Origin of the sequence: Acinetobacter sp. 243_ASPC (assembly GCF_001054715.1) — a bacterium.
Lineage (GTDB): Bacteria > Pseudomonadota > Gammaproteobacteria > Pseudomonadales > Moraxellaceae > Acinetobacter > Acinetobacter soli.
Genome location: NZ_JVOR01000069.1, coordinates 1 through 11,425, shown reverse-complemented (window position 1 = coordinate 11,425; position 11,425 = coordinate 1). Strand labels below are relative to the sequence as shown.

Genomic DNA, 11,425 nt, shown 5'->3' with positions numbered 1-11,425 from the left:
AGTACCACGACTTCACTGTCAGTGAAGATCATCGAAACATCATTACTCTCATCGAAACATACATTGAGAAAAAACACTTAGCCGGAGGTGTGTGATGCAAAAGCGCTATACAACCCCTTTTCGTGAATTCATTACACGCGACGACCAGGGCCGTTATCACGTTCGCCTTGGTCCACAGACTTTTTCAACAAACTGGGCATTCACTGACATCCGTATCGAATCTGAAAATGGTTCAGTTCCAGCTAGCGAAAGACTTTTGAAAGACAAGCCTTGGATCCTGCGTAATCTTAAGGAAGAAGTTACTAAACAACGGAACAAGGAACGTGGGCAAATCTTTTCCAAAGACTGCTTCAAGCGAACCCCTTACAGCAAAAATCAACGCATTGCCTATAACAATGCTCGTTCCAACGCATAAGTTGAGGTAAATTATTATGAATGCAGCTATAGATTCCAGTGTGTTGAGTATATCGAATACTCAAAGCCATCTTGATTTACCTGGCATTGAACAGGTATTTCACCACCCGACTTTTATTAAAGTTATCAACGAACTTAAGGCACCAAAGGTTCACACCAATGATTTTGGTGGTGGTTATAAATATCGCTCTGCTGAAGACATTCAAGAAGCTTTAAAACCCGTATTACTTAAGCATAAATGCTCAGTAATTATGCGTAAATTTGACGTGGAAAGTGGTTTTGAAATTTATGCATATATCGTTTTTAAAGATCAAACATATATGCGCTGCGAGTTACCAGGTGTGGCCAGTTATGATTTTGATCGAGATCTAAGTAACAACAAAAAGATCACTCGAACACAGCAATATGCTGTCTATCAGAGCTATGCAAAGAAATATGCGCTTTGCAACCTGTTGATGATCGATGACTCTCAAAATGATCTGGATGCAATCACAAATGAAAACATTCAGAAAGAACAGCAAAAGGCGAATCGTCAGCAATATCGGAATCCTCAAAACAATCGCGTAGTAACTCAGGCTGATTGTGATCGTGCGATCAAGCAGATTGAAGATCTGCCTATTTCGACATCATTACCTGAAGCTATTCAGTTTTTTGACAACGTTATAGGTCAGTTTCCTGAGTTTTATAATGCGCTTAATCCAGCTTGCCAGAAAAAGTACGCTGAGATTGAGCAGTATCTTAATTCTGCAAATGGTCACCATACTAATGCGGCCAGTTCACAAAATAATTCAGCTACCAGCAATCATACTACTGGTGCAAATACAGCCCAGCGCTCTTCTTCAAATGAACAGATGAACAAAAATTTGTATATCACTGCTCACCAACGAGATGAACTACAGGCTTTTATTGCTGAACGTGGCCTCGATGTTAAAGGGGTGTGTGATCATCTTGGAATTAACGCATTGACTAAGATACCGGTCGCTAATCTCGAAGAGTTCAAAGGATACATTGAAGATCTGGCCAGACAGGAATTGCAACCATGAATGCCGTTATTTTAGATACAGAAACAAATACTTTAAATGGCCTGCCTATCGAAATTGCTTATGTACCTTTTGATCTTAAAGGTGGCAGTGCCAGCATTTACGCTGACCAGGCATTTGAGCAACGTTATTCTTGTGGCCAACCTGTTTCATTTGCTGCTATGGCCGTGCACCACATTTTAGAATGTGATCTGGTTGATATGCCTTCGTGCAAAACGTTTCAGCTCAGTGATCAGATTGAATATATATGCGGTCACAATATCAAGTATGACATTGATGCTATCACGCGATCAGGCGTGGATATCTCCAATGTTAAACCGATTTGTACGTTAGCACTTGCACGCATAGTTTGGCCAGCTGCAGAAGCTCACAACATATCAGCTTTGACTTACATGCTGATGGAAGGCAATGACATCGCTCGCAAAAAACTACGCGAAGCACATAGCGCTAAAGCAGATGTCATGCTCACAGGTTTTATTTTGAAAAGTATTATCCGAGAACTGGATATCCAAGATCTTGAAAGCTTATATCTCGCTTCTGAGGATGCAAAAATTCCGAAAATAATGCCCGTTGGTAAATACAAGGGCCAGCCTATTAAAAAACTGCCTTCGGATTACGTTTCCTGGTTCCTTAGACAAAGTGACGTTGACCCTTATTTGCGCGCTGCACTGGAGGCAGTATGAAATTTCACTACTCTACACGTAGCAGGATCCTCATTGTTTTTGGTACCAAGATGGATCATTACTTTCAAAATGTGAATGCTTCAGAAATTGAGTCATTAATTCTTGATGCCAAGTTTAAAGAAGCTTGCTGGAGAAAATGAGCAACTATTTGCACATAAAGTCAAATAAATCATATTTATGCGCAAAATTATGCACAAGAGAGGGATTAATGAAAAAGGTTATGCAGACCGTAACTGGTTTAGGTGGAAATTGTGAAGGCGCAACAATTGCAACATTACTTGGTTTAAGTATCGAAGATGTTCCAAATTTTTGGGAAGGCATTGATGTAAATCATCCTAATGCACCAGGCACCGGTACGTTATATCAAGACAATCTTAACTATTTTCTTCGCCAACACGGATACAGGATGCTGAATCTTGGTGTTGATAAAAATCCAAATGAGCAAGATCAAAACTGGGTTATTGAGGTTAGCAAGGCAATTGGAACAAAGCACTTAGTGGCTGGCATCTCACCACGTGGGCATATGCATTCTGTGATTTATGAGCATGGTCAACTTTGGCATGATCCACATCCAGACGGTGGCGGTGTTATTCCTTGTCAAATTTGCATGCTTGTACCTATTTTTGGTGAAGCAGAGGAAAACAGTCATGAGTGAACTACAAGTTAAGAACTGTGAAATTTGTGACGATGGTAACGGTGGATGTATTTTTCCTTACTACGGCCTTGCACCGCACGTGCACACAAAACCAATTGATGGAACTGTCTTCACTGGTGAGATTCCTGAAAACTTTAGTCCAGATGAAGAAGAAGATGGTTTGGGTGTTTACACGCACTGCCTAAACTGTGGTGGCGATGGAACTTATGAAGGCACTTCGATTGAAGCTGAAGGAGGTTGATATGTCTTGGTATTCTTTAAGACAGTTAGCAAAAGAGCTTGGTATGGCTCCAAATACATTTAAAAAATACTATTTGGAAAAGTACCCGCCAGATCGTGAATCCAAAACTTATAAAGGATGGACTTCACAATCAGTTGAAAAAATCAAAGTAGAAATTCAAGGCGCTAATTAAGCGCCTTTATTTTTAATTTCATTATTATCAAGCCATCCTTCCACTTCATTCGCATACCAAGTCATAAGTTCAACTCGTTCATCCCAATACTCAGCACGGTTGTAAATTTTGCTTGTCTTATCCGCCTTAGTTGATTTATTAACGTGAGCAATTTGATAGTCGATGACTTCACCACGGAACAATTTACTTTCATTTGCATGGGTAGAGAAAAGTGATCTGAAGCCATGTGTCACCATGGTATCTTCATAACCCATACGCTTGATCATAGTAAGAACAGCCTCAGAGGTCATATGCTCGTATGGTTTACCACGCTTTTTAAAGATATACCCTTCATCAGTTTTTACACTTTCCAGCTCTTTGAACAACGAATAGATTTGCGGTACCAATGGCACCATTAATTCCTTTCTTCTTTTCATGCGATCCGCAGGAATAATCCAGACCTTGTTTTCAAAATCAATCTCACCTGAATCCCATCGGGCTTTTAATAACTCCGTTATACGTGTACCCGTATAACAAACAAGAAGCATAGCTATCTTAACTATCGAGCTTGATTGACTTGCATGCATACGTTTAAAAAACTCAGGCATTTCGCCCGCAGGTAAACATGGATGACTATCTGACTCGTAATCTGGAATAACGTCCTCGACCAGTGTGCACGGATTGCGATCCGTATAATCTGAAGCTATTGCGAAATCGAAAACCTGTTTACCAAGTCTTAATGCCCGGTTTGCTGTTTCTAATGTGCCCTTTGCAACGATCTCTTTAATTTTTTTGGATATGTGTTTTCTTTCAACTTCATCGATCGGAAGATCTTTAATATCCTCAGTAAGATAGTTAAGCCGGTATTCAACGGTGTAGTAATATTTCGCACTGGTCCACTGAGACTTCATGATTGCCAACCACTCTTTTACAACCTCACGGACTGGTGGTGAGTTTGCAACTTTGCCTTGAATCTCTTGTTTTAATTGCCTTGCCTGCATCCTGGCTTCTTTACATCCCATTTCGGGATATTCACCGAGCATTTTTTGATTTTGTTTTCCATTCTTACGGTACGACAAAACCCACTTCTTTTTCCCATTCGGAAATACAGAAACGTTAAGGCCCTCACCGTCAGCCACTGAGTAGCGCGATTCTTTAGGTTTTAGAGATTTTACCTGAGCATCCGAAAGCATGTGTTATACCGTATAACATTTGTATAACAGCTTATCGTGATAAAGTTTGATTATCAATGATCAAGGTGAATTAAGAATGACTAAGCAAAAGGCATTAAAAAAGCCCTAAACCGTTAAGATTTAAGGCTTTTTAATCAAATCTAATCGTATGTGATTAACTTTGATCTAAGTATTTGGTGGAGATGGCGGGAGTTGAACCCGCGTCCGCCAGCACTACACTCGAGAATACTACATGCTTAGATATCGTCTATTGATTTAACACCAAGCGACCCGACGAACAGGGTACAAGGCGCGATCCTCTAAGTTTGGTATAAAGCCCCGAGGCTTGACTCTATACGGACTTGTGTGCGTGCGCTTCGGTCGGGTTCCTAAACCACAAGTATTCTAGGAAGCGGACAAGCTGCCCTTAGGCAGCTAGAGCGTAAGTTTCGTCGTTTGCGACTATAAAAATGCAAATTTTATTTACGAGAGAAAATGCGCTCTCGGCATGCATCTATGAGCTTCATCACCAGCGTCGAAGCCAATAACATCCCCAGATGAGTTTTACACTATAGCACAACCCTGAAAAATTGCTATGCAATTTATAACCAACTAAACAGCAGTCATGTATTTAACCTGATAATTGAGCTACTATTTTATTTTTCAAGACCATCACTATAAAAATATGAGCTACTTGCTTGCACTCGACCAAGGAACCACCTCTAGCCGCGCCATTATTTTTGACGAAAAAGGTCATATCCATGCCACTGCTCAGCGCGAAACCCGTATTAAAACACCGCATTCTGGCTGGGTGGAGCAAGATGCCAATGAGATCTGGTCTAGTCAGATTGCTGTCATCCAGCAAGCGTTGGCTTCCGCTCATCTTCTGGCCAAAGATATTAAAGCTTTAGGGCTAACCAATCAGCGCGAAACTACTGTGGTTTGGGACAAACGCACAGGCAAAGCTTTGGCGCCAGCGATTGTCTGGCAAGATCGGCGTGCTGCATCGTGGTGCAATCATTTAATCGAACAGCAAATGCTGGATACCGTACAGCAAAAAACTGGGCTACGCATCGATCCGTATTTTAGTGCAGGCAAACTGGTGTGGTTACTCGAACATATTGACGGACTTCGTGCTCTGGCCGAACAAGGCCATGTGGCGTTTGGCACCATCGACAGTTGGCTGGTATGGAATCTAACCCAAGGTGCCGAGCATATTATTGAAGCCAGTAATGCCTCTCGTACCATGCTCATGAATCTTTCAACACAAACATGGGACGAACAACTTCTGGCTCAGTTTAATATCCCCCATCAAATGCTGCCCAAGATTATTTCGTCAGACGCCTACGTTGCAGACACGGCACCTGGCTTACTCGGCAGTACCATTCCCATTACTGGTATTTTAGGCGACCAGCAAGCTGCGTTGTTTGGTCAGTCGTGCTTCGATGCAGGGGCAGCCAAAAATACCTATGGCACTGGTTGTTTTATGCTGTTCAATACAGGCGACCACCTCAAATTAAGCCAAAACCAGCTCCTGACTACCTTGGCGTGGCAATGCCAAAATCAAACCCGCTATGCGCTTGAGGGCAGCGTATTTATGGCTGGAGCAATTGTACAATGGCTACGGGATGGACTTGGAATTATTCAAAACAGTGCACAGGTCGAACAATTGGCGCAGCAAGTCAAAAGTAGTGACGGCGTAATTTTGGTGCCTGCATTTACCGGACTTGGTGCCCCTCACTGGGACAGCGAAGCCCGAGCACTACTATGTGGAATGTCACGCGGAACCACAAAAGCGCATATTGCACGCGCTGCACTTGAAGCGATTGCCTTTCAGGTTTCGGATGTGCTGTGTGCCATGCAATCTGATTTGTCTCAACCGCTTAAAGAATTACGCGTTGATGGTGGCGCCAGTCAAAACGATATGCTGATGCAGTTTCAGGCCGATATTTTAAATGTACCCGTACTTCGGCCCAAAATGCTTGAATCGACCGCATGGGGCGCTGCTGCCATGGCGGGTTTGAAAGCGGGCGTGTTTTCAAATCTGGATGAAATCTCTACCTCTTGGCAGCTTGATCGTACCTTTGAACCTGCCATGCAGCAAGATCAACGTGAATCACGATTGTTTGAGTGGAATCAGGCACTGAAACGCGCAAAATCTGAGTTAATTTAATTCAAAAAGCTGCAACGAATTGCAGCTTTTTTTTACAGTTAAAAAGAGGCTTTTGATTACAACGCACCATTGCCCAAAACGATACCTTCACGGCGCGGATCTACACCACCAACGTACTTCGCTTTTTGGTTCTGCATAGCAATACGCATAATGGTAGCAACACCACTACTTTGCGCAGCGGAATTGATTTTATGGCCTTTGGCTTCCAGTCCTGCCACAAGCGCTTTTAAATCTAACGATGTATTAGAGCTGTCGACATTGGTGGTAGCACTATTGGTTGCGCCAAAATTTACCAGTGAGGTCGCTTGCTGTGCATCGAGTTTCCAATCTAGCGCACCCACCAAGGTTTTCACCACATATTGAATAATCGTTCCACCGCCCGGTGAACCTGTAGCCATATAAAAGTCGCCCGGCGCAGTTCCCTTAAATACCAATGTTGGTGCCATGGTACTTCTTGGGCGCTTGTTTGGCTGAACACGATTAGCCACCAAATTGCCAGAACTGTCCATCGGTTGTGCGCTAAAATCGGTTAACTGGTTGGTGAGTAAAAATCCATCGACCATATGGAACGAACCCATGCTCGATTCAACTGTAGAGGTCATGGAAACCACGTTTCCATAGGCATCCACAATAGTAAATTGGGTGGTGCCATGCTCCACTGTTTTATCAATTGCGGCACTACTATTAAAATCACCAGCAGTAGCAACGCCCATCGATTTTTCAGTGTTAATCAATCCAGCGCGTTTTTTCAGGTAAGTTTTATCAATCATGCTGCTAATACCTTGTGCTGGTAAAGCCACAAAATCGGTATCTGCTACATACTTATCCCGATCGGCATACGCCAGACGCTCAGCCTCAGACACTAAATGTACGCCCATGACACTTGGTACACCGCCTTCGTTTTCAGGCTGTGTTGGCGCATATGATGCAAGATCAAAATTCTCTAAAATTCCCAGCGTCTGAGCCACTGCAATCCCTCCTGACGACGGCGGTGGCATGGTACATACATGATACTGGCTACGATACGTAAAGCAGATCGCATCACGCTTTTTAGCCTGATAGTTCGACAAATCATTGAGTGTCATCAAGCTTGGCGTAATCGGAGTTTTGGCTGCATCATCGCCTACGCTTTGCTGGGCTTTATTTACAATTGCCTGTGCAATCGGGCCTGAATACATCGCCTGTGCACCATTGGCCGCAATCGTACGGATGGTTCTGGCATAGTCCTGATTGGTCATGGTTTCACCCACAGCGTAGGCCGTTCCATCTGGGTGAAAAAAGGTTTTGACTGCATTGGCATCGAGAGCTAACGATGCTGCATTGCTTTGAATGGCTGCCGCTAGACGTCCCGGTACTTTAAAGCCACCTTCAGCCAGTTGTACCGAATTGTCAAATAACTGATTCCATTTAAGTTTGCCATGCTCATTGTGTGCCATTTCCAGCATGCGCATCACGCCAGGCACCCCAATTGAACGTCCACTGCGTCTTGCGCTAGGTACAGGTGCTGATGAGCTGGCATCGTCAATATTTTGTCGAACCAGATAATATTCATTGGCAGCCGCAGGTGCCGTTTCACGACCATCGTATGCCGTCACTTTTTGAGTTTTTGCATCGTAATACATCATAAATGCACTACCGGCAATGGTACTTGATTGCGGCTCGACCAAGCCCAGTACTGCCTGTACAGCAATCGCAGCATCCACTGCACTCCCACCGGCTTTTAAAACATCACAGCCAGCTTTGGTCGCAAGTGGTGTATTGGCAACCACCATATATTGATCTGATGTTTTGGCCTTAAGCCCCAAACGGTAAGCCGATGCTGGCTCGGGCGCTGATGGATCGCCTGCCTGCCCGCTCCCCACGACTACCGTTGAGCCATTACTTGCGAGCTGATTACAGCTATTGGGATTATTGTCGGTGATGGTGTAGTTTTGAGTTTGTTCTTGATCATTAGAATCGTTACAACCGTGTAGTAATCCTAAACTTAAAAACCCGCCAAGAATCAGGGTGTATTTTTTTTGCATTGAATCTCCATGCTTTACTTGTTATCGAACGTCCTGTGTCAGCAATTATGAAGCCAATATGGAGAAAAAATACAATGTTTTTTGATCAATCGATCAATTTTCTAGCATATTATTTTATACCATTGAATTTTATTATTTTTTACTTTAACAATAAAAACGTGGCTCAATACGGCCACGTTTGATCAAAACAAAAATGACTTAATGCGGCGGTGGGCCTTCCATCATATGCTTTGGTTTAGGGCTTAACCAGATAATCAGACCAGCCACCAAAAACACCAATGAAAATACCAAGAAAACATGATCGGTGGCCAATGTAATCGATTCTTTATCAACCAAATTGGAAATGGTGCCCAGCGCTGTTTCAGTGCTAAATCCATTTTGCGTTAAGGTATTTTGTACCTCTTGCGGCTGTAGTTTTGACACCAACTCACTGCGCGACACAATGGCGTGGTCATCCCATAAGGTAACTGCAATCGATGCACCAATTGCACCGGCCATGGTTCTCAAAAAGTTCATGAGTCCCGCAGCCGAGGCGATTTCATGTGGCTCGACGGCTGCTAGCGCCAGATTCGAGAGCGGTACAAAGAAAAACGGCACCGCAAAACCTTGCAGGATTTGAGGCCATGCCAAAGCCATAAAGTCGGCGTCGGATGTCCAGAAAGCACGCATCAAGGTCACAACACCCAGCAAGATCAAGCCAAAACAGGCCAATGCGCGCGGATCATGCTTGCTGGCCAGCTTGGCCACAATTGGCGACATCGTAATACTACCAATCCCCATAGTGGCAGTCAGATAGCCTGCCCATGTGGCGGTGTACCCCAAATCCATTTGCAACCACTGAGGAATGAGTACGATACTGCCAAAAAATGCACCAAATCCAAAGGCCAGCGCCAGTACAGAAACGGTAAAACCTCGGTGCCTAAATACCCTTAAATTCACAACAGGCTGTTGATCGGTCATTTCCCAGATCAAAAACAAAATAAAGCCGAGTACCGCAATTACTCCAAAACTTACAATGAGACTGCTACTAAACCAGTCGTGCTCATGTCCCAAATCGAGCATTAACTGTAACGCGCCAATCCAGAGCACCAGTAAAAACAAACCGATTCGGTCAATTCGCAATTGCATAGTGTCTGTTTCAGCAACACGTAACAGCCGTAAAGTTGCCATGACACAAATAATTCCGACCGGAATATTAATGAAGAAAATCCAGTGCCATGACAGATTGTCGCTGATCACCCCACCTAAAATCGGACCTAAAATCGGACCCAATACCGTGGTCATGGCCCATAAGCCCATGGCCTGTGCGTGCTGTTCTTTCGGGAAAATTCGCATCAGTAAGGCTTGACTCAGCGGCATGAGTGGGCCGCCCGACAAACCTTGCCCGATTCGGCACAGCACCAGTAATTCAAGACTGGTCGACAGGCCACATAAAAAAGAAAACAGGGTAAAACCGATCAATCCCGCGACAAACACACGCACAGTGCCAAAACGGCTGGCCAACCAGCCAGTCAGTGGAACACAGATCGCTTCGGCCACCGAATAGGATGTGACTACCCACGTGCCTTGTGAGGCAGAAACTGCCAGATTACCCGTAATGTGTGGCACCGAAACGTTGGCAATCGTGGTATCGAGCACCACCATAAAGTTTGACAGTGCGATCACGAAGGCGGCCAGAAAAAGTCGTGCGCCGCTGAGTTCAGCAAATGGAGTTTTTATCTGGGTTGTCATGAGAACTTACTTCTTAGACAAATCAATCGTGGCTTCCATCGACAAGCCCACACGCAAAGGATGCTGTTTAAGTTCGTTCGGATCAAGTGCAATACGAACCGGCAAACGCTGTACCACTTTAATCCAGTTACCCGTGGCATTTTGTGCAGGAATGAGTGCAAATGCCGAACCCGTACCGCCTGAAAAACCAATGACTTTTCCGTGATATACCACGTCATCGCCATATAGATCGGAGGTCAGCGTAGCTGCTTGGCCTACACGTACTTTAGTAAGCTGGCTTTCTTTGAAGTTGGCATCGACATAAAGCTGCGAAACTGGCACAACTTTCATCAGCACAGTACCCGGTGCAACACGCTGCCCCACCTGAATGCTTCGACCTGCAATCACACCATCGACTGTGGCACGGATCACGGTACGATCAAGATCTAGCTGTGCTTTTTGAACCTGCGTTTGCGCACTCAGTACATCCGGTGCAGAAGCTTCAGAAGTGCCTTTAATCAATGCCTGTGTGGCATCGAATGTGCTCTGTGCTGCATTACGATTCGATTGTGATTGCGACAGTGCGGCTTTGGCCACATCAAGAGCCGCTTTGGCTGTGCGCGATGCAGTTTGGGCAGTGCTTAATTCTTCTTTAGAAATGGCACCCGATTCGCTCAATACCTGACGACGCTTAAGTTCTTCCAAGGCGTTATTGTAATCGGCCTGTGCTTTTAACACTTGCGCCTGTGCGCTGGCAATGCCGTCATCACTAACCTGAACCTGTGCATTGAGAGATTGTCCATTGGCAGCAGTTTGACGATAGGTACGCTGTGCTTTGGCCAGCATTGCTTTGGCCTCTGCCAATGCAATTTCGGCATCTCGCGGATCAATTTTGACCAGAATATCGCCTTTATGCACTTGCTGGGTATCATTGACCAAAATTTCAGACACCTGCCCTGTCACCATGGAGGTAATTTGTGCAGTGTCGGCGCCCACATAGGCGTTATCGGTATTCACAGTGTGATTGAAAAACACATACCAGATGCCAAACACAATCGCGGCAACAATGACCACCAAAGCAAAAATACTTAATAATTTCTTTCGTTTCGCCTTTAAAGCATCCCCATTTTGATCGGATGCAGAAGGCTGTGGAGAATCAGTC

Annotated in this window: 11 protein-coding genes and 1 other RNA gene; 7 read left to right on the top strand and 5 right to left on the bottom strand. The window is 44.4% G+C overall.

The window, feature by feature from the left end; genetic code table 11:
* Window positions 1–94 precede the first annotated feature (94 nt).
* From ADA42_RS06740 to ADA42_RS18570, 6 genes are all read left to right on the top strand, one after another.
* Window positions 95–415 (top strand): hypothetical protein, encoded by a 321-nt coding sequence (locus tag ADA42_RS06740; RefSeq protein ID WP_171249919.1) that lies wholly within the window; start codon window positions 95–97, stop codon window positions 413–415.
* A 16-nt stretch (window positions 416–431) separates the two neighbouring features.
* Window positions 432–1,457 (top strand): ERF family protein, encoded by a 1,026-nt coding sequence (locus ADA42_RS06735; RefSeq protein ID WP_048764283.1) that lies wholly within the window; start codon window positions 432–434, stop codon window positions 1,455–1,457.
* On the top strand, window positions 1,454–2,137 hold the full coding sequence (locus ADA42_RS06730) for a putative quorum-sensing-regulated virulence factor (RefSeq protein ID WP_048764281.1): 684 nt from the start codon (window positions 1,454–1,456) through the stop codon (window positions 2,135–2,137). The genes ADA42_RS06735 and ADA42_RS06730 overlap by 4 nt, the downstream gene beginning before the upstream one ends.
* A gap of 220 nt (window positions 2,138–2,357) precedes the next feature.
* A complete protein-coding gene (locus ADA42_RS06725) occupies window positions 2,358–2,792 on the top strand; it encodes a hypothetical protein (RefSeq protein ID WP_241485688.1) in 435 nt (144 codons plus the stop codon).
* Window positions 2,785–3,033, top strand: coding sequence for a hypothetical protein (locus tag ADA42_RS06720; RefSeq protein WP_048764278.1), 249 nt, complete (start codon window positions 2,785–2,787; stop codon window positions 3,031–3,033). Before ADA42_RS06725 ends, ADA42_RS06720 begins: the two co-directional genes overlap by 8 nt.
* A gap of 1 nt (window position 3,034) precedes the next feature.
* Window positions 3,035–3,205, top strand: a complete 171-nt coding sequence (locus ADA42_RS18570; protein ID WP_004935533.1) for a hypothetical protein — start codon at window positions 3,035–3,037, stop codon at window positions 3,203–3,205.
* Here ADA42_RS18570 and ADA42_RS06715 read toward each other — a convergent pair.
* Window positions 3,202–4,377, bottom strand: coding sequence for a tyrosine-type recombinase/integrase (locus ADA42_RS06715; RefSeq protein WP_048764277.1), 1,176 nt, complete (start codon window positions 4,375–4,377; stop codon window positions 3,202–3,204). The genes ADA42_RS18570 and ADA42_RS06715 overlap by 4 nt on opposite strands.
* A gap of 174 nt (window positions 4,378–4,551) precedes the next feature.
* Window positions 4,552–4,911: a transfer-messenger RNA gene (gene ssrA, locus ADA42_RS17865) on the bottom strand.
* 130 nt (window positions 4,912–5,041) lie between these two features.
* On the opposite strand from ssrA, the gene glpK reads away from it, so the two are divergent.
* On the top strand, window positions 5,042–6,529 hold the full coding sequence (gene glpK / locus ADA42_RS06710; protein ID WP_048764275.1) for a glycerol kinase GlpK: 1,488 nt from the start codon (window positions 5,042–5,044) through the stop codon (window positions 6,527–6,529).
* A gap of 56 nt (window positions 6,530–6,585) precedes the next feature.
* On the opposite strand, the gene ADA42_RS06705 is transcribed toward glpK, so the two are convergent.
* From ADA42_RS06705 to ADA42_RS06695, 3 genes are all read right to left on the bottom strand, one after another.
* A complete protein-coding gene (locus tag ADA42_RS06705; protein WP_048764273.1) occupies window positions 6,586–8,553 on the bottom strand; it encodes a gamma-glutamyltransferase family protein in 1,968 nt (655 codons plus the stop codon).
* Window positions 8,554–8,751: 198 nt separating this feature from the next.
* Window positions 8,752–10,284 (bottom strand): DHA2 family efflux MFS transporter permease subunit, encoded by a 1,533-nt coding sequence (locus tag ADA42_RS06700; protein ID WP_004935520.1) that lies wholly within the window; start codon window positions 10,282–10,284, stop codon window positions 8,752–8,754.
* 6 nt (window positions 10,285–10,290) lie between these two features.
* A partial coding sequence (locus ADA42_RS06695; RefSeq protein ID WP_048764270.1) for an HlyD family efflux transporter periplasmic adaptor subunit occupies window positions 10,291–11,425 on the bottom strand: 1,135 nt, incomplete at its 5' end.

Excerpts from the sequence above, each read along its gene's own strand:
- ADA42_RS06740 (WP_171249919.1), top strand. The coding sequence starts at position 95 with ATGCAAAAGCGCTATACAACCCCTTTTCGTGAATTCATTACACGCGAC.
- ADA42_RS06735 (WP_048764283.1), top strand. The coding sequence starts at position 432 with ATGAATGCAGCTATAGATTCCAGTGTGTTGAGTATATCGAATACTCAA.
- ADA42_RS06730 (WP_048764281.1), top strand. The coding sequence starts at position 1,454 with ATGAATGCCGTTATTTTAGATACAGAAACAAATACTTTAAATGGCCTG.
- ADA42_RS06725 (WP_241485688.1), top strand. The coding sequence starts at position 2,358 with ATGCAGACCGTAACTGGTTTAGGTGGAAATTGTGAAGGCGCAACAATT.
- ADA42_RS06720 (WP_048764278.1), top strand. The coding sequence starts at position 2,785 with ATGAGTGAACTACAAGTTAAGAACTGTGAAATTTGTGACGATGGTAAC.
- ADA42_RS18570 (WP_004935533.1), top strand. The coding sequence starts at position 3,035 with ATGTCTTGGTATTCTTTAAGACAGTTAGCAAAAGAGCTTGGTATGGCT.
- ADA42_RS06715 (WP_048764277.1), bottom strand. The coding sequence starts at position 4,377 with ATGCTTTCGGATGCTCAGGTAAAATCTCTAAAACCTAAAGAATCGCGC.
- glpK (WP_048764275.1), top strand. The coding sequence starts at position 5,042 with ATGAGCTACTTGCTTGCACTCGACCAAGGAACCACCTCTAGCCGCGCC.
- ADA42_RS06705 (WP_048764273.1), bottom strand. The coding sequence starts at position 8,553 with ATGCAAAAAAAATACACCCTGATTCTTGGCGGGTTTTTAAGTTTAGGA.
- ADA42_RS06700 (WP_004935520.1), bottom strand. The coding sequence starts at position 10,284 with ATGACAACCCAGATAAAAACTCCATTTGCTGAACTCAGCGGCGCACGA.